Annotated in this window: 21 protein-coding genes; 10 read left to right on the plus strand and 11 right to left on the minus strand. The window is 45.4% G+C overall.

Annotated elements, in window-relative coordinates; genetic code table 11:
- Positions 1-7 precede the first annotated feature (7 nt).
- Complete coding sequence (locus NYE28_RS02850) at positions 8-1,390, minus strand: PLP-dependent aminotransferase family protein (RefSeq protein WP_342490284.1); 1,383 nt, start codon at positions 1,388-1,390, stop codon at positions 8-10.
- Positions 1,391-1,507: 117 nt separating this feature from the next.
- Between NYE28_RS02850 and NYE28_RS02855 the strand changes: the two genes are divergently transcribed.
- Positions 1,508-2,128, plus strand: a complete 621-nt coding sequence (locus tag NYE28_RS02855; protein ID WP_095352367.1) for an FMN-binding negative transcriptional regulator — start codon at positions 1,508-1,510, stop codon at positions 2,126-2,128.
- A 47-nt stretch (positions 2,129-2,175) separates the two neighbouring features.
- On the opposite strand, the gene NYE28_RS02860 is transcribed toward NYE28_RS02855, so the two are convergent.
- Positions 2,176-2,538 carry a hypothetical protein gene (locus tag NYE28_RS02860; RefSeq protein ID WP_095352366.1) on the minus strand — a complete coding sequence of 121 codons (363 nt, stop codon included), beginning with the start codon at positions 2,536-2,538 and terminating at the stop codon, positions 2,176-2,178.
- A 207-nt stretch (positions 2,539-2,745) separates the two neighbouring features.
- Between NYE28_RS02860 and NYE28_RS02865 the strand changes: the two genes are divergently transcribed.
- From NYE28_RS02865 to NYE28_RS02880, 4 genes are all read left to right on the plus strand, one after another.
- The gene (locus NYE28_RS02865) at positions 2,746-3,354 is read left to right on the plus strand and encodes an rRNA adenine N-6-methyltransferase family protein (RefSeq protein WP_095352365.1); all 609 of its coding nucleotides are present in this window, start codon (positions 2,746-2,748) and stop codon (positions 3,352-3,354) included.
- Complete coding sequence (locus NYE28_RS02870; RefSeq protein ID WP_342490285.1) at positions 3,326-4,012, plus strand: response regulator transcription factor; 687 nt, start codon at positions 3,326-3,328, stop codon at positions 4,010-4,012. Before NYE28_RS02865 ends, NYE28_RS02870 begins: the two co-directional genes overlap by 29 nt.
- The gene (locus tag NYE28_RS02875) at positions 4,009-5,082 is read left to right on the plus strand and encodes a HAMP domain-containing sensor histidine kinase (protein WP_025284318.1); all 1,074 of its coding nucleotides are present in this window, start codon (positions 4,009-4,011) and stop codon (positions 5,080-5,082) included. The genes NYE28_RS02870 and NYE28_RS02875 overlap by 4 nt, the downstream gene beginning before the upstream one ends.
- 126 nt (positions 5,083-5,208) lie before the next feature.
- The gene (locus tag NYE28_RS02880) at positions 5,209-5,838 is read left to right on the plus strand and encodes a VTT domain-containing protein (protein ID WP_342490286.1); all 630 of its coding nucleotides are present in this window, start codon (positions 5,209-5,211) and stop codon (positions 5,836-5,838) included.
- Positions 5,839-5,929: 91 nt separating this feature from the next.
- Here NYE28_RS02880 and NYE28_RS02885 read toward each other — a convergent pair whose 3' ends face one another.
- On the minus strand, positions 5,930-7,120 hold the full coding sequence (locus NYE28_RS02885; protein WP_025284320.1) for an MFS transporter: 1,191 nt from the start codon (positions 7,118-7,120) through the stop codon (positions 5,930-5,932).
- Positions 7,121-7,378: 258 nt separating this feature from the next.
- On the opposite strand from NYE28_RS02885, the gene NYE28_RS02890 reads away from it, so the two are divergent.
- Positions 7,379-7,957 carry a TetR/AcrR family transcriptional regulator gene (locus NYE28_RS02890; protein ID WP_021495037.1) on the plus strand — a complete coding sequence of 193 codons (579 nt, stop codon included), beginning with the start codon at positions 7,379-7,381 and terminating at the stop codon, positions 7,955-7,957.
- A 77-nt stretch (positions 7,958-8,034) separates the two neighbouring features.
- On the opposite strand, the gene NYE28_RS02895 is transcribed toward NYE28_RS02890, so the two are convergent.
- Positions 8,035-8,919 carry a DMT family transporter gene (locus NYE28_RS02895; RefSeq protein ID WP_095352361.1) on the minus strand — a complete coding sequence of 295 codons (885 nt, stop codon included), beginning with the start codon at positions 8,917-8,919 and terminating at the stop codon, positions 8,035-8,037.
- A gap of 126 nt (positions 8,920-9,045) precedes the next feature.
- Here NYE28_RS02895 and NYE28_RS02900 point away from each other — a divergent pair, with 126 nt between their 5' ends.
- Positions 9,046-10,434 carry a PLP-dependent aminotransferase family protein gene (locus tag NYE28_RS02900; RefSeq protein ID WP_257726886.1) on the plus strand — a complete coding sequence of 463 codons (1,389 nt, stop codon included), beginning with the start codon at positions 9,046-9,048 and terminating at the stop codon, positions 10,432-10,434.
- A 65-nt stretch (positions 10,435-10,499) separates the two neighbouring features.
- On the opposite strand, the gene NYE28_RS02905 is transcribed toward NYE28_RS02900, so the two are convergent.
- The 7 genes from NYE28_RS02905 to NYE28_RS02935 all read right to left on the minus strand — a co-directional run bounded on the left by NYE28_RS02905 (position 10,500) and on the right by NYE28_RS02935 (position 15,198).
- Entirely contained in the window at positions 10,500-10,799 is a 300-nt protein-coding gene (locus NYE28_RS02905; protein WP_032866803.1) for a spore coat protein, read from the minus strand.
- A 15-nt stretch (positions 10,800-10,814) separates the two neighbouring features.
- The gene (locus tag NYE28_RS02910) at positions 10,815-11,012 is read right to left on the minus strand and encodes a hypothetical protein (RefSeq protein WP_025284324.1); all 198 of its coding nucleotides are present in this window, start codon (positions 11,010-11,012) and stop codon (positions 10,815-10,817) included.
- Positions 11,013-11,030: 18 nt separating this feature from the next.
- Positions 11,031-12,167 carry a zinc-dependent alcohol dehydrogenase gene (locus NYE28_RS02915; RefSeq protein ID WP_342490287.1) on the minus strand — a complete coding sequence of 379 codons (1,137 nt, stop codon included), beginning with the start codon at positions 12,165-12,167 and terminating at the stop codon, positions 11,031-11,033.
- 18 nt (positions 12,168-12,185) lie between these two features.
- Positions 12,186-12,554, minus strand: a complete 369-nt coding sequence (locus NYE28_RS02920; protein ID WP_094031541.1) for a spore coat protein — start codon at positions 12,552-12,554, stop codon at positions 12,186-12,188.
- A gap of 17 nt (positions 12,555-12,571) precedes the next feature.
- Entirely contained in the window at positions 12,572-12,817 is a 246-nt protein-coding gene (locus NYE28_RS02925) for a hypothetical protein (protein WP_007409324.1), read from the minus strand.
- Between the two features lie 132 nt (positions 12,818-12,949).
- Entirely contained in the window at positions 12,950-14,164 is a 1,215-nt protein-coding gene (locus tag NYE28_RS02930; protein ID WP_342490288.1) for an MFS transporter, read from the minus strand.
- Entirely contained in the window at positions 14,161-15,198 is a 1,038-nt protein-coding gene (locus NYE28_RS02935; RefSeq protein WP_342490289.1) for an ROK family protein, read from the minus strand. Before NYE28_RS02935 ends, NYE28_RS02930 begins: the two co-directional genes overlap by 4 nt.
- A 146-nt stretch (positions 15,199-15,344) precedes the next feature.
- On the opposite strand from NYE28_RS02935, the gene NYE28_RS02940 reads away from it, so the two are divergent.
- The 3 genes from NYE28_RS02940 (at position 15,345) to NYE28_RS02950 (ending at position 17,880) form a co-directional block, all read left to right on the plus strand.
- Complete coding sequence (locus tag NYE28_RS02940; RefSeq protein WP_060563176.1) at positions 15,345-15,881, plus strand: sugar O-acetyltransferase; 537 nt, start codon at positions 15,345-15,347, stop codon at positions 15,879-15,881.
- A 210-nt stretch (positions 15,882-16,091) separates the two neighbouring features.
- On the plus strand, positions 16,092-17,252 hold the full coding sequence (locus tag NYE28_RS02945; RefSeq protein ID WP_332286579.1) for a sensor histidine kinase: 1,161 nt from the start codon (positions 16,092-16,094) through the stop codon (positions 17,250-17,252).
- The gene (locus NYE28_RS02950; RefSeq protein WP_012116939.1) at positions 17,245-17,880 is read left to right on the plus strand and encodes a response regulator transcription factor; all 636 of its coding nucleotides are present in this window, start codon (positions 17,245-17,247) and stop codon (positions 17,878-17,880) included. Before NYE28_RS02945 ends, NYE28_RS02950 begins: the two co-directional genes overlap by 8 nt.
- The last annotated feature ends 6 nt before the right edge of the window (positions 17,881-17,886 follow it).

Genomic DNA, 17,886 nt, shown 5'->3' on the forward strand with positions numbered 1-17,886 from the left:
TTTTCTTTCATGACAGCCAAGCATTTCTCAAAAGCTGTACGCCATGTGTGATCTGATCCGTATCGAGATGGGCGAAACCCAGCTTTATGATCGGCGGTTCGGGTTTTTCGGCAACGAAATAAACGGTGGTAGGATATACCTTCACTCCGTACTGAAAAGCGCGTTCGATTAATGTTTCTTCTGTATAGTTCAGGTGAACTCTCACCAATATATACAATCCCGACTGCTCGCCGATGATCGTCACATGATCGCCGAACTGCTGCTTTACATGTGAAATCAAGTGCTGCATTTTTCGCCTGTAAACAATGCGCATGCGCTTAATATGGCGGGTCCATTCACCGGCCTTCATCAATTCAGCCATGGTCAGCTGGTTAAGCGAAGAAGCGGTGCTTTCGAAATGAATAAACCGTTCTTTATACCGGTGCAAAAGGCGCTGCGGCAAAACCATATAGCTTATGCGGATGCCCGGAAGAAAGGATTTTGAGAAATTCCCTAAATAAATCACCCGGTCTGATTGAATGGAAGCAAGAGCGGGAAACGGCTGCTGTGTATAACGGAATTCACTGTCATAATCATCCTCAAGAATATAACCCTCTCTATGATTCACCCAATTGATCAGAGTTTGGCGCTGCTGAATGGACATGCTTACGCCGTAAGGGCTGTGATGGGATGGGGTCACATAGATTAATTTTTCTTTCATTGCATGTAATTGAGAAAAATCAGCTCCGTTTTCATAGACAGGCATCGTTTCCAGAGATAGCCCGTGAAATTGAAAAGCCGCTCTGGCACCGTCAAATCCCGGGTCTTCAACGATCATTCCCGAAAAATCCTCTTTCAGAATCCGGCTGAGATATATCAGCATCTGCTGCGTGCTGCTGCCGATGATAATGGAATCCGCATCTGTTTTCACTCCGCGGGATTCTAAGAGATAAGCGGCAATTTGTTCACGCAGGTCTCTCTCGCCGAACGGTTCACCGTACAGGAAGCTTTTCTCTGATGTCAAAACTTGATTGTATAATTTTCTCCATGTTTTCAGAGGAAAATGCTTTTGATCGACGGCTCCGGCGCGAAAATCAATCAGGACCGGCTGAGTTGATTCGGTTTTTTCAGCGTAAACAACATCGTTTTCTTTTTGAAATATAGAAGGTTCTACTTCATTTGCAAAATAACCTTTGCGTGTTTCTCCGCGAATGTATCCCTCCGCTAAAAGAAGATCATAAGCCATCAGCGTTGTATTACGGCTTACCCGCAGGGAATCTGCCAGCTCCCGAATCGAAGGCAGCCGCTCATCTGCCTGAATATTTCCCTGCTCAATCAATGTTTTAAATTGCTCGTAAATTTGTTTGTATTTCGGGGTGTCGCTTTCGAAAGCGAAAATCATATTTTTCATCAGATGTTCTCCTCTGACATGTGTATTTATTCCTAACTGTACCTTTTTAAATGTCAGGTGATATCTTATTATAGCGGAAAGCGCTTTATCAATCCATGTTCGAGAGGAGAGTTTTGTATGTATATTCCGGCTCCATTTCAGCTGAGTGAAGCTGAAGCGTGCGATGTCATCAAAGAGTATGGTTTCGCAGCATTGTTTTCAACGGCGGGAGGCATGCCGTATGCAACCCACCTGCCATTGATGATGAGTAAGAATAACGAATGCTTATACGGTCATTTTGCATTGCCGAACCCCCAATGGAAAGAGATTGATGGCCAAAACGTGTTAGCCGTTTTTCAAGGGCCGCATTGTTATATCTCGCCTAAATGGTATGAGACGAATCAGGCTGTTCCCACATGGAATTATGTGGCGGTTCATGTTTACGGAGAGGCGGAGCTTTTGGATGAGGAAGAAACCGTGCAGTCGATGAGTGATCTCGTATTGAAATACGAAAGCCCCGACAGCCCGTACAAATTAGAGGATGTCGATGCGAAATTGCTGGCAGGCATGAACAAAGGGGTAAAAGGCTTTAAAATCAATATCAGCAAAATAGAGGGGAAAGCAAAGCTGAGTCAAAATCATTCAGCTGCAAGACAAGGGCTGGTCGTACAACAGCTCAAACAGATTCCTCATACAAACGAACAGCTCATTTCCGGCTTGATGGAAGAAAACATCAAACAGATCACTGCGAACAACTGACAAGCATGTTAAAAACATACCGGCAGCATGCGGTATGTTTTTTCAGGTTATGAAGCTTTTCTCAGGATGAATAACGACTCAAACAGCACATAAACTAACGGCGCCATTAAAATGGAGAAAGAATGAAAAATAGCATACGGTATGAGTAAGTAAACGATAAGTTTCAATAGAATGGTAGACGGTTTATTGAATGTCCAGCGGTTCTTCAAGATATCAGTCATACAAGCTAAAACAAGGCCGACCGTCAAATATCCGGCTGCTATGTAAAGATAAATAAAAAGGTAAAACGGGTAAGAAGACAACGGCGGTGTGTCTTCCTGTGTCATTTTTAAATTCATGTAAAAGACCAATAAAAAGCAAACGGACGAAACGAGAGTTAACAAAAGGTGTTTATATAAATACTTCTTCATGTGTTTCACCTGCCTATGGCGCAATTATTTCTTAACATATTATGACATGGTTTTACCGCTGCTGAAAGAATCGGCAGCTGAAAAAGACGGCAAATCCCGCCGTCTTTTTTTATATCTTAAGATTTCTTAAGAACTTTCACCGCTTTTTCTTCAGGTTTTGAATGTAGAGTGTGTTTTATAAATTCAAAACAAATGGAGAGATTAAAGATGAAACGTCTGTTATTTTTATTTCAATATATTATGAATCCCAGATCTGTCGGCGCCGTTCTGCCCAGCTCGCGTTTTCTTGCTGAGAAGATGATGGGAAAAATTGATTTTCATAAAGCTGAATACATTGTTGAATACGGGCCGGGTACGGGAGTATTTACAAAAAAGCTGCTTGAAAAACGGCAGCCTGGGACGATGATCTTATTGATAGAACAAAATGAGGAATTTTATGCTTTGCTGCAAGAAAAATATAAAGAGGAACAGAACCTATTTATTGTACATGGATCGGCTGAACATATTGAGAGTCATATGAAGGAGCATGGAATCCCTTATGCCGACTATGTCGTCTCAGGACTTCCTTTTGCAAGCCTTCCGAAAAAAGTGTCTGCTGATATTTTGACGAATACGGCTAAAATCTTAAAAGATAACGGAGAATTCATTACATTCCAATATACTCAATATAAAAAGGCATTGATTGAGCAATTCTTTCCGAAAACAGAAGTAAGGAGAGAATTCAGGAATATTCCGCCAACTTATGTTTTCAGCTGTTCATTGCCGCAAAAAACGAGGGAGGATTCATATGGGGACAAGCATTCTTATCGTGGATGATGACAAAGATATCCGAAACCTGATCTCTGTCTATTTAGAAAATGAAGGAATAGACACACAGAAGGCGGAAGATGCTGCTGAAGCATTGAAATTATTGGAGCAAAAGGAGTTTGACCTGATTATTTTGGATATTATGATGCCCAATATGGATGGGATTGAGGCATGCATGAAGATCAGAGAAGAACGCAATCTGCCCATCATCATGCTTTCCGCCAAATCGGAGGATATGGATAAAATTCAAGGACTGGCCTCCGGCGCAGATGATTATTTAACGAAACCGTTTAACCCATTGGAATTGATCGCCAGAGTGAAATCGCAGCTGAGAAGGTATAAAAAATACAATACAGATACAATTAGCACGAAGAACGTCATTGAAATCGGTGATTTGACCGTGAATACAGATACAAGGCAAGTGTGGGTGCGGGGGAAAGAAGTCAGGCTGACTCCGAAAGAGTTTGATATTCTGGAGCTGCTTTCGAGAAACAAAGGAATTGTCATGAGTGTTGAAAAAATATATGAGGCGGTATGGAAGGAAGACTTTTTTAAGTCGGACAATACGGTGATGGTCCACATCACAAAGATCAGAGACAAGATAGAAGAGGATTCTAAACATCCGATTTATATCAAAACGGTATGGGGAACAGGATACAAAATATGAAGAAGTTTGGAAATAAGCTGATTGTCAGGCTTCTGATCGCGATCGCAATTAGTTATCTTGTTGCATTTGGTGTGTTGATTCTTGTTATTTTATCTATCTCATATCTGTACAAAATAAATTATTTAACAGATGTGAGCCAGGGAAACGCTAATTTTAGGATACTGATTCAATTTACTGCAGCTATTTTGACCTTTATTGCGGTTTTTTTGTTATTGGTGCGGAAAAAAATATTATATTTGAAACACATTACGGAGAGTGTTCACCATATTGCCAATGGAAATTTAGGCTTGACCATCAGGACTGAAAGCAGGGATGAATTGACACAGCTTGCACAACATATCAATTATATGTCCGAAGAATTAGAGAGTAAATTTGAACATGAAAGACAATTAGAACGAGCGAAAAGTGAGCTGATCTCAAGTGTATCCCACGATTTAAGGACCCCGTTAACATCAATTATCGGATATTTGGATCTGCTTAAAAAAGAACAATACAACAGTAAAGCCCAATTTCAGGAGTACCTTGAAACGATTTATTCAAAATCGCAAAGGCTGAAATATTTAATAGATGAACTGTTTGAATATACACATTTATCGAGTCCGGACGTTACTTTGAACCGCAGCAAAACAGACTTGTCTGCCCTATTGGAACAAATCACCGGAGAGTACATTCCCATTTTTGAAAAGGAACAATTAACTGTCCGAAAATCAATTACGGAAGAACATGTTCCCGTCTGTATTGATATAGAAAAGATGGTTCGCGTTTATGATAATCTTTTTATGAATGCGCTGAAGTACAGCATCAAACCATCTGAATTGTTCATAAACCTAGAAATAAAAGATGAAAAAGCAATTTTGCAAGTGTCAAACAAGGCCGAAAATCTCCCTGCTGACGATATCAATCAATTGTTTGAACGGTTTTTCAGAGGGGATAAGGCTAGGACGGGTCATCAAGGTACCGGGCTCGGACTTGCCATTTCAAAGAGAATTGTTGAGCTTCACAGCGGCCGTATTCATGCGGATTACAGCGGCGGATGGCTTCGTTTTTCTGTTGAACACCCGATTGACTAGAGCTTGCGGGACAAACGTTCCGTAAGCTTTTTTCTTAGAATAACTTAAGAATACTTAAGAATTTTACCGGCTGTTTCTTCATTTTTTTTTCTTATGATGTGATAGAAAGCGAGGAGAGCGGAGAAATTGAAAAATAAAATGATTTTATTATGTATATGGTTTTTAGGCGTTTATTGTTTGAAGGAACTGGACGTGCTGTCATTTGATATGAATGATGTAACGGACTTTATATCAGGGCATGTGCAATACGCGATGCTGCTGTTTTTGGCTTTGTGGGTCGTCAGGCTTCTCTTTTTTATTCCCGGCATGACGCTGATGTTTTTGGGCGGAATCTGCTTTGATCCGATGGTCAGCATTTTATTATCAATGGCCGGCCTGTTTATAAGCGAAACGTTGGTTTATCTTTTTTCAAAGAAATTCGCCAGCGAAAAAACGACTCAATTGCTGGAAGATAAATATCCTGACTTGAAAGTGTTATTGGAGGCGTACAATTATAAGTTTTTGGCATTGGGGATGATTTGTCCGGCAGCTCCTACGGATGTGATTTGTTTTTTATCCGCTGCAGTCGGGTTAAAGTATTCTGCCTACATGTTAACTGTATTGATTTCAAATATTCCTATGGTGCTATTGTCCAGCTTTGTCGTTATCAATTTCAGTGAGTCAATGACAGGTATTGTGTTAGTAATCGTTTCGTTTCTATTGATTACGATCTTAACGGTGAGAATGTGGAACCGCATGAAGCAAAATTACTCATGAAACAGGGGTTTTTTGTTCCGAAGGATGTAAAGAAGAATACATCAAAAAAAGCTGTCAGCTTGGTCCTGACGGCTTATTTTTGGTGAATGGCTTATTTCTCCGTGGTGAAATAAAGCAATGCGATGACCGGAAAAGCAATTCCAATCCATAATGTGATACTCCACCCGCCTGAGGCGTATGCCCATCCTCCGATTGATGATCCTATAGCACCGCCCAGAAAGAAGATGGCCATAAATAATCCGTTTAATCGGCTGCGAAATTCAGGTGCCAACGAAAAAATGGCACGCTGACTGAGTACGAGATTGGCAGATACACCCATATCCAACAGGATAGCTGCGGCCACCAGAACTGCTATGCCGACGTGAGAGCTGCTTTGAATCATGAGCGGGAGTAATAAAGAAACGATGACAACACCGAGAGCGATTCCGGTGGCAAGCCGGGTCAAGCCGCGATCAGCCAGACGGCCGCCTATCGGTGCAGCCGCTGCACCTGCAATGCCTGCTAATGCATACAGCGCGATTGCCTTTTGAGAAAAATGAAAAGCAGGACCGGACAATAATAAAGGTACAGTCGTCCAGAACAAGCTGAAAGCTCCAAATACAAACGCATGATAAATGGCACGGCGGCGTAAGACCGGAGTCGTGCGCAGCAGCTTCCACATTGAACCGAGTAAGACGGTGTAGCTTGTGTTTGCTGTTGGTTTTCTGGCAGGAAGCACTTTTGATAAGACGATTGCCAGGACAACACTTAACGCGGCGGATAAAGCAAATATGGCATTCCACCCCCATATATCAGCGACCAGACTGGATATCGGACGGGAAAGCATAATACCGAGCAGCAGGCCGCTCATCACATTGCCGACAACCCGGCCGCGTGCGGCGTCCGGTGCAAGGTATGATGCGAACGGAACTAGCACTTGGGCTGCAATTGATCCCAGTCCGATGAAAAACGCAGCGGCTAAAAACAGTGTTCCATGCTTCGCAAATGCTGTCAGTGTCAAAGCGGCTGCGCTTAGAAGGAGCGATACAACGACAAGTTTTTTGTTTTCGATAATGTCTCCCAAAGGGACGAGAAACAGTAAGCCGGCAACGTATCCGATTTGAGTCAGTGTGACAATCAATCCTGCGCTGCTTGGAGAAAGCCCGATTGCCGCACTAATGAATCCTGCCAAGGGCTGTGCATAATAAAGATTAGCGACAATGATACCGCATGCCGTTGCGAGAAGAAGGGTTAAACCAGGTGAAATTCCTTGATCTGCTGTTTGTTTGTTTTCTTTAGCCATATGAATGAACTCCTTTTTAAGTGGTTTTTATGATGCTTTGATAAATGATTTGCTGATTCATCTCCTTACGCAGAGGCTTTGAGAGTCTATGTTTCATCAAGACTTCCCTTAAGTTATTTTATAAACTAAACGTTTAGTTTTATTATAAGCAAATAATATACTAAACGTTCAGTTTTGTAAATGGGTTTCTGTTTTCTTTTTTTATACAGGTTAAGTATACTGAACGTATCGTTTATAATTCGGGAAGGAATGATTCATGTGCAGAGTAAACGAGGACGGCCGCGCGATGAAGGAACACATAAGGCGATTCTTTCTGCAGCGTATGACCTATTGTTGGAAAATGGCTTTGACGCGGTGACAGTCGATAAAATTGCTGAGCGTGCCAAAGTAAGTAAGGCAACGATTTATAAATGGTGGTCAAACAAGGCTGCCGTTATCATGGACAGCTTTCTTTCGACCGCTACGGACAGGCTGCCTGTGCCCGATACAGGATCAACAGTGCAAGATATATTGACCCACGCCACGAATTTAGCAAGATTTTTGACGAGCCGGGAAGGAACCGTTATTAAGGAATTAATCGGTGCGGGGCAGCTGGATGCAAAATTGGCGGAAGAATATCGCACTCGATTTTTCCAGCCCCGCCGCCTCCAAGCGAAAGGCCTTCTGGAAAAGGGAATTCAAAAAGGTGAATTAAGAGAGAATCTTGATATTGACGTAAGCATCGATCTCATTTACGGACCGATTTTCTATCGTCTGCTTATTACAGGTGATGAGGTGAATGATTCCTATGTGCATGATCTGGTGATGAGTGCGTTTAAGGGAGTTCAGCCTGCCTGAAAAATAGCCGGATCATGTGAAAGAGATACAGACTTCTGCTGCCTACGGGCGGAATATAATGAAAAGGCCGAACAAGTTCATTGTTCGGCCTTTTCTGATTGATTTGCGAACTGCCGGGCGGCCGCCACGCAAGCGATAACGCCGGCATTCACCGCCGCAAGTTCCCATCCTGCTTTTTCATGGAGAATCATGGCGGCCAGTAACAGTCCGAAGAAAGGCTGCAGAAGCTGCAGCTGTCCGACCGCGGCGATGCCTCCCTGGGCGAGTCCGCGATACCAGAATACGAAGCCGATCAGCATGCTGAATATTGAGACATATGCAAGACTGAGCAGTGCGGGCGCGCCGATGTTTGACCATGAGTCCGGCATGAAGCAGAAAGACAGGATGAACATAAGGGGAAGCGATAAAACGAGTGCCCAAGAGATCACCTGCCAGTTGCCAAGCCGCCGGGAGAGGCGGGCGCCTTCGGCATAACCGAGACCGCACACGATAATCGAAGCGATCATGTACGTATCACCGAGCGGAGAGGATTCTCCTCCTTGCAGCAGAGCATATCCGGCTACGAGGATGCTGCCGGCAGCCGACAAAATCCAAAAGACCGGCCTGGGCCGTTCGCCTCCTCGCAGTACGCCGAAGATCGCCGTCGCAAGCGGGAGAAGCCCGATGTAGACAATGGCATGAGCGGATGTGACATGCTGAAGCGCTAAGGCTGTAAGCAGCGGGAAACCGATCACGACGCCGAGCGCTACTGTTATTAGTGAAATGATGTCGCTTTTGGCAGGGCGTTTCTCCTGAAAAATGAGGAGCAGAGCGCCTGCCAATATACCGGCTATCGCGGCGCGGCATACGGTGAGAAATACCGGGTCAAAGTCCGCTACAGCCAAGCGGGTCGCGGGAAGCGAGCCGCTGAAAATGAGCACGCCGATAAATCCGTTAATCCAGCCGTTTGCGGCTTTCTTCATTCCAATCACTCCAATATATATTTCTAAACCCATTTTCAAAGTTTATAATGACTATAAACTGAAATTGGCCTTATACAAATGGCCAGTTTTTATAAAAAGAAGAATGCCAGTTTGGAGGGAGTAAAAATGGATATCACGCCATTTTTAAATAGAGATCTGGATATTCCGCTTTATCAGCAGCTTTATCGGCATTTTAAGGAAAATATGCATCAGGGCCGTCTTCCTAAAGGACTGAAGCTTCCTTCAAAAAGGCTTTTGTCAAGTCAGCTTTCCGTCAGTCAGACGACTGTGGAGCGTGCCTATGAACAGCTTGCCGCCGAAGGCTATATTGTCAGCAAGCCGAGAAGCGGATGGTTTGCCGATTATGACTCGGACGCCGTCTATGTGAAAAAGCCGGGCGCTTCACCTGTTCAAACAAAGGCGAAGGAAGACCGCCAATGGATTGATTTTCACTACGGCACTGTGGATGCCGCTCATTTTCCTTTTTCGGCATGGCGCAAAAGCATGGTTGCAAGCTTAGATCAATACGGGCATGAGCTGTATCGGCCCGGGGATGATTTGGGCGAGCTTGAACTGAGAACGCTCATTTCGGAGTACTTATATCAGTCGCGCGGGGTGAATTGCCGTCCTGAACAAGTGATAGTCGGCGCCGGGAACCCTGCTCTTTTGCAAATGCTGTGCAAAATATTTGAAGCAAATCTATCCATCGGATATGAAGATCCGGGTTATCCGAGAGCGAGGGAGATTTTTAAAGCCAATCACATGAAGATCATTCCGATACCCGTCGATGATGAAGGAGTCTGTATCCGGAAGCTGAATGAAGAGCGGCCGCGTCTTGTATATGTCACGCCTTCTCATCAATTTACGTTAGGAACGATTATGCCGGTAAACAGAAGGATTCAGCTGCTGAAATGGGCGGAGGAACATCAATCGTTCATTATAGAAGATGATTATGACGGTGAATTCCGATACACCGGCCAGCCGATCCCATCATTGCAGGGGCTTGATCAGCATCACCGTGTCATTTATATGGGAACGTTTTCCCAATCTCTGCTTCCTTCGCTGCGCATCAGCTATATGATTCTTCCTTTGCCGCTTATTGAAAAAGGCAGGGAAATCGCTTCTTTATATAAACAGACCGTCTCCTGCCACAGTCAGCTGACGCTGGCTCAATTTATCAAAAGCGGAGAGTGGCAGAAACATATTAACAGAATGAGAAAGCTGTACCGGAAAAAAAGAGCGGTATTATTAGAGGCCGTGCGGCGCGAGCTGGGACAATACGTCAGGATTCGCGGAGAAAATTCCGGGCTGCGGATTTTACTTGACGTTCATCTGCCTTTCAGTGAAAAAGAGCTGATTGAAAAGGCGGAGGAACAAGGCGTCAAAATCTATCCCGTGTCTCTTACCTATCAAAAACAGGTCCCTGAAAAAACAGTTTCCCTCGGTTTCGCGGGGGTTTCTGAAACCGATATACAAGAAGGCATAAAAAAACTGAGAGCCGCCTGGGCGCTGTAAAAGGCAGCTCACAGTTTGAAATACTGAAGCTTGAGTCAGGGGTGATGTCTCAGCAGCAAAACGATTTATAGGACGGGCAGGCGGAGCGCCGTATCAATATTTTGTAAATTAAACCGGACTTGTTCATCTGTGTTCCACGGATGATACCAGCCTTTTTCCATCATATAGCGTGAGATTTGCTCATGCATGTCGATGGCTTCTTCTAAGTGACGGGTGAGGATCGCTTTCACTTCAGGCGTTCCGGCTTCCGTCGCCGCCATCGCATAGTTTCTGACACCGCTTTTTGCCGAATTCAATAAATCCATAGCGACAATTTGGTCTGTCAGTGCATTCATTCCCGTCAAGTATTCAATAATCGGATTCATTCGTCATTCATCTCCTCATTCATGCTGTGCATCAGATAAAATTGAGGCAAATTCCTGCAATTGCCTTGTTGATGTATCCGCATCCTGCTGCATGATTTCTTTCAGCTGCGGATCGGATACGAGCGCTTTCATGGTTTTAGATTTCGTCAGACAAAGTGACTTAAAAGAAGCCATCTCCTGAATTTCGAGTAATTCATGTAAGGCGCGGGCCATTTCTGTAGCCTCCGTTCTTTAAGGTTTGAGTACAACTTTTATGCAATCATCTGTTTTCGTGTCAAACATCTCATAGCCTTGCTTCGCTTCACTAAGCGGAATGACATGGCTTACAACATCGCCCGGATCAATTTTGCCGGTTGACACCAATTCAAACATATGCGGCATATAGTGGATGACGGGAGCTTGTCCTGATCGGATATTGACGTTTCGCTGCATGATATCGCCAAGGGGAAACCCGTTGTATCTGCCGCCGTACACGCCCGTAATCTGGATCGTTCCGCCTTTTCGCACCGCTTGGGATGCGATGACCAATGCGCTCATCGCCCCGCCCTGAAGTTTTAATCCGCTGGCGAGGAACTCAAGGTCTGTCATTTTCCCGTCCATGCCGACGGCGTCAATGACAACGTCGGCGCCGCCTTTGGTGATTTCCTTCAGGTAGCTGCCCGTATTTTCGTGGTCTTCGAAGTTCACGATTTCCACTTTATTCGTCCGTTTCGCATGCTGGAGACGGTAGTTGACATAGTCTACGGCTATTACGCGTTTCGCTCCCTTTAACCAGCAGAATTTTTGAGCGAAAAGGCCCACGGGCCCGCAGCCGAGAACGATAACTGTATCGCCTTCTTTTACGCCGGCATTGTCAACGCTCCAAAAGCCGGTTGTCATCGCATCGGAAATAACACTCAGTTTCTCATCCGGTTCTTCGCATGTTTCGGGAACTTTAAAATGAGTAAAGTTCGCAAATGGAACGCGCAAATACTCCGCCTGGCCTCCCGGATAGCCGCCGGCATTTCCTGAATAGCCGAAATAAGCGCCTATATCGCCGTTCTCATTTGATTGATCACATTGGCTTTCCAGGTGATTTTTACAATAAACGCATTCTCCGCAGGCGATATTAAAAGGAATAATGACGCGGTCGCCTTTTTTGACTTTCGTCACGCCGGGACCGGTTTCTTCCACGATGCCCATCGGTTCATGCCCGATGATGTAGTCTTCCTGCAAGTTCGGGATGAGTCCGTGGATTAAATGTAAATCTGATCCGCAAATTGCCGTACTTGTGACTTTTATAATCATGTCATCGTGGTTTTCAATCTTCGGATCAGGCACGTCTTTCACAACGACGTTTTTCACTCCTTGATACGTTACGGCCTTCATGCTGTAATACCTCCAGTGTTAGTGTTCATCAGGTGTGCGGTCAAACAACCCTTTTCTGTTCGTTTCAACGGGAAACAGATTCATATTTCCGACCATGAGGGTATTTTTCGCAGAGAGCTGATCCAATTTATACTGTTCGCTCAGATCATGCGGGTGAAACCACTTTTTGCTGACCATCAAGTCTGTTATCTCCTGATGCATCGTGATTCCCTGCATGAGCTGTTTGCGAAGCAAAGCTCTTACATCAGGTGAAGCGGTTTCTGTTAAAGCAACGGCGGTATTTCTGACGCCTTCTTTGGCGCGTATGAGAAAATCCATTGCGAATGTCATATCCGCAAGTTCAGGGACATGTAATGAATTGATCGGATCTAAATGGTCATGATTCAATGATGCTTACCTTCCTTTCAATTGATGATCGAAGTCGGCCGGTTTTGAGGAACGGGAGCCTGAAACGTTGCCCGTTCATAAACCGCCTGCAGATCAGCCAGGTCTTGAGAGGCTTGCTGAACGTCTTTTTCCATTAACGTTTTCAGATCCTGATCAAACACAAGCCCTTGCATGAGCTTGGATTTCGCTACACAAAGCGTCTTGAAGTTAATGATTTCATGTAAGTCAAGCGACTCGTGAGCCGCTAATTCACGCTTTTCCATAATCGTCTGAAACCTCCCTTTGTAGAAATACGTAGTTAATTTCCCCTGAGAAAAGCGGTCTAGTCTTACAAATTTTGTTTATCAGATAAAGCGGAGAGTCAAAAAAGAGGAAGCACAATCGCTTCCTCTTGTTCACATGGAATGGCTGTTGGTGTCATGAACATTTTTCTGATGCGCGGGCGGTTTTGCCGCGCGGGAGACGAGACCGCTGAGCAAAATGCCGATCAGTACGATGATCAGTGCTTTAACAAGGCCGAATTCTTCACCGAGCAGTCCGAGAACGGGAGGGCCGACTAAGAAGGCGCAGTAGCCGACGAAGGAGATTGCTCCGACCCGCTTAACTGCTCCTTTTGGGTCATCGCCGGCTGCGGAAAGGCTGACCGGGAAGCCGAGGGAGGCGCCGATTCCCCAAAGAAAGACGCCGATTACGGCTGCTGTGAGGTTTCCGCTGAAAATCACAAGGGAAAGTCCGATGACACTGATGGCGGTGCAGAGACGAAGAACGGGCACGCGTCCGTACCGGTCCAAAAATGCCCCGCCAAAGATGCGGGCGATCAGCATAGCGGTGAGGAAGACGCCGTAAACCGCCGTGCCTTGCGCGTGCGTCACGTGAAAACCATCCGTCATGGTGAGCGGAAGCCAGTCATTGGCCGACCCTTCTGCGAAAGCCATTCCGAGCACGATGAGCCCGATCAGCAGCGTGCGCGGCTCTGTCCAGACGTTTACCGGCTTTTCGCTTGAAACTTCCTGCCACCTTGAGACGGCATCTTCTTTCCCGGTGTCCTCGGGCAGAAACCGGAAGAAAGTAAAAATCAGGATAAACTCAATTCCGGCAATGAGCAGCAGGTGAACGAGAACGGGAACCTTGAATAAAATAGCGAGAGAGGCGAGTCCCGCGCCTAGCAATGTGCCGGCGCTGAATGATGCGTGCAATGCGGGCATCATGGTTTTCCCGGCGGCGCGTTCAAGGGCGGAACCATCTACATTAAGGGCCACTTCCGCAAGTCCGTAGCCGAGCCCGAAGATGATCAGTCCGGCAAATACGATGCTTTTGAAAGCGGCAAAAACACCTGCGCTGATGACGAATATCCCGATAATGACAATCAGAACGCTGATCAAAGCAACGAATCTGGTGCCTTTCCGCGAGATGATCCGGCTGGCGCTTAACAGGCCGATCAATGAGCCGCATGCAAGCCCGAAAATAATCAACCCCATCATTGACGTCGAGGCTTTCAGCGTTTCTCTGACTTCAGGCGTGCGGGAAATCCAGGATGAGAAAGCAAGTCCGGGCAGCGAAAAAATAATAAAAAGGGAAAGTTTCCATTTTTGAATGCCCTGTTTACTCATGAAATCAGTTCCCTCTCTGCCAAATGAAGCGGAAAACGCAGAGATTTTAAGGTGATGGCAATCAATCCTTTTTGATAATAGGGCTGGATGTCATCTATGAGAATCAGCTCGGGCATGTGTTCTTTCGGGACAAAAGCGGAGCATGCTTCATAAACCTGTTCCATATCCAATTCTTTTGATAATTCTCCGATAAACGCAATGGCCTGCGGATTGATGATTGAAATCATGGCGCTTGTCATCTTAACAGCCAGTTCCGGAAAAGAATCCGGTGAATAGAGCTTTTCAAGCTGCTGCTTGCGTGTCGATTCAAATGGAATATAAGAAATTTCTCCGGCGAATTGTGTATTGCCTTTGACTAAGCGCCCGTCTATAACAAAGCGCGCTCCCGGAGGATTGTCTTTGACAAATGCGGCCATGGCGATGGTTTTCGGGACGGTATATTGCTGATCGCGATAAAATCCGTACAAAGCGTAATGCATCTCGTTTTCTACATTGACTTTGACAGAATGTCTGGCTTCAAGTCTTTCCTGCATCGGGATATCACACAGCTCTTCAGTGTCACAAATGCCGATGACGCCGTGGCTGACCACACCCTGAACCCCTATGCCGATCGCCTTTATATTGGGAAACCGCCTTATCCATTCGTCAGTAAGCCGTTCGATGAGGTCATAATTGATGACATCATAAAAGCGGCTGTCTTTTTCAACATAGTCACCGTGCCAATCTGCCAGCGCGACGTCAATCGAATGGACGCCGCCTTCTGTTTTAACGGATATGCCGAGTACCAAATGACTGTCCGCATTTAACGTAAACTGCCTTGCTTTTCTTCCGCCTGTTGAGGCGCTCGGTTCCATTTCCATGACTTCGCCGCGTTCTTTTAATTCATGTAAAATGTTTCCGCACGTGGCGGCGCTGAGCCCTGTTTGTTGAGAGAGAAAGGAAATGGTGGCCGCATCCGTTTTCAGCAGCGCTTCAATGATGGTTTCTTCATTCGTTTTTTTTACAATGGATGTATTATTAATGGTATTCGCCATGATTCCGCACTCCTTTATTAATCACTTTTTAAAAGACTTATTAAAAGTAGTTTAAAATATACTTCCCGAATCAGTCAATACGGTTTAAAATTGTTTTCAAACGGAGAATAAATAGAATATCCTTGCTGAGAATGGAGGCTCGACACATGAGTTCTGATAACAAAATCTATTATGAACGCGGAACGGAAGAGCTGAGGAAGAAAAACATCCGGGCGCATAGGCTTGTCCGGGAATTAAACGACGCCGATTCGGAAGCGTTTGAAACAAAAGAAGCGATCATCAGAGAACTGTTCGGGACGGCGGGAGAGAAACCGAGCATTGAGCATAACTTTCATTGTGATATCGGAACCAATATTCATGTCGGCGATCATTTTTATGCCGGCTATAATTGCACCATTTTAGACATGGCTGACGTGCGGATAGGCGATAACTGTATGATAGGGCCGAATGTCGGGATCTATACAGCCGGGCATTCTCTGCAGCCGGAAGGAAGAAATAAAAGCGGTTACGGCATTCCGATTACGATCGGCAGCAATGTATGGATCGGAGGAAGCTGTGTCATTTTAGCAGGCGTCACCATCGGCGAAAACTCCGTCATTGCGGCCGGTACAGTCGTTACGAAAGACGTCCCGCCAAATTCCGTCATGGCCGGAAACCCGGGAAAGGTCATAAAAAAGATATGAACAAAAGCAGCTTGCGAACAAACCCGCAGGCTGTTTTTTCTTTCGCCCGTCATGCAGGAAAGAAGGGGAAGGTGAGAAGCAGGCACTTATGGTATGATGACAAATAGAATAAAACCTCGTGAGGCCGGTCAGCTAAAAGGAAGTGGACAGAGATTGTTTGGTACAAAACATCAAGAAGACTATGTCTCCCGTGACAGACGTTCATTGCATATGCTTGCGCTTCGGGTGCCCGGTCTGGCGTTTATTTTAATGGTATATGCCGCATCAGTCTCTTTGCAGTACATTTATGAAAGCTGGACGGTTTTTTTGCTGCTGTTATTCACAATATTGATCGTCATTTTTACCGTGCTGCACTGGCATTCCCATCGCTGGGTGAAGAAAAAAACGTTTCTTTATTTCATCATACAGGGATTTATCATATATACATCGGCTAACTTGATGACCGGCGGCTATATCGCGGCGGTCATCGGTCTCTATGCCTTTTTAATCGGGCAGATTATCGGAATGGCGGATAAGGGAAAAACGCTGCTCATACTCTATCTGTTCATTTTAATGTCCATAACAGCTTTGCACCAGGAGCATCCGCATCATCTGCTGCGTTTCATCGTTATCGCCGCTCCCATCATGATCGTGATTATCACGTATGCGGCCACATTTTTCGCGCAAGTTGATGAAAAAATAAAAACACAGCTGACGCTTGAAAAATTAGAGCTCGCTCACCGGCAAGTGAAACAGCTGACGCTCCAGAACGAAAGGCAGCGGATGGCGAGAGACTTGCACGATACGCTTGCTCAAGGATTGGTCAGCTTGCATATGCAGCTTGAAGCGGTGCATGTTCATCTTTCAAAGGGTAACACTGACAGAGCGAAAGACATCATCAGCCAGTCAATGGACAGAGTGAAAGGCACATTGGCTGATGCGCGCTCGGCCATTGACAACCTTCGCAGCACATCAGAAAAGATCGGGTTCTTAAAAGAAAGCATCACTGAACAAATCAACCATTTTACAGAAGCCTCCGGGCTGTCTTGTTTTTTAGATTACAGCGTGCATCATGTGCTTGACGTTCATATGGCGGAGAATTGCCATTACATGATCGGAGAAGGCCTGACAAACGCCGCCAAGCATGCAGAAGCAAAGAATGTCTGGGTATCCGTTCAGGAAGAAGAGGGACAGATCCGCATAACCGTCAAAGATGACGGGAAAGGCTTTGATGCCAGAACAGAAATGAGAAAAAGCGGACATTACGGGCTGCTTGGGATACAAGAACGCGTCAATATGATGAACGGCACTTTCCGTATAACAAGCGCCAAATCAGCGGGAACTCAGATCGAGATCATCATACCAATTCAAGGAGAGGCGGAACATGTATAAAGTGTTAATAGCAGATGACCATCTTGTCGTCAGAGAAGGTCTGAAGCTTTTGATAGAAACAAATGACCATTACACCATAACGGGAGAGGCGGAAAACGGGAAAACCGCCGTCCGCCTCGCAGAGGAACTAAAGCCCGATGTCATTCTCATGGATCTGTACATGCCGGAAATGAGCGGGCTGGAAGCCATTAAACAGATAAAAGAGCATTCTGATGTGCCGATCATTATTTTGACGACCTATAATGAAGATCATCTGATGATAGAAGGCATTGAATCAGGCGCGAACGGTTATCTGCTGAAAGACACAAGCTCAGAAACCTTATTTCATACGATGGATGCGGCGGTCAGGGGAGAAGTGCTTCTGCAGCCGGACATCTTGCGGCGTTTCCGGGAAATGAAAATGGAACGGGCAAATGCCAATGAAACACAGCTGACGGACAAGGAAATCATAGTTCTAGAAGCCGTTGCGCAAGGACATAAAAGCAAAGCGATCGCCTTCGATTTAGGAATCTCAGAGCGGACGGTAAAAGCGAGATTAACATCGATTTATAACAAATTAGGCGCTGATTCGCGGACGGAAGCCGTCACCATTGCCATGCAAAAAGGCATTCTGAAACTGAATATATAATGAAAA

The sequence above is a fragment of the Bacillus sp. FSL R5-0443 genome, from assembly GCF_038608285.1.
Taxonomy (GTDB): Bacteria; Bacillota; Bacilli; order Bacillales; family Bacillaceae; genus Bacillus; species Bacillus velezensis.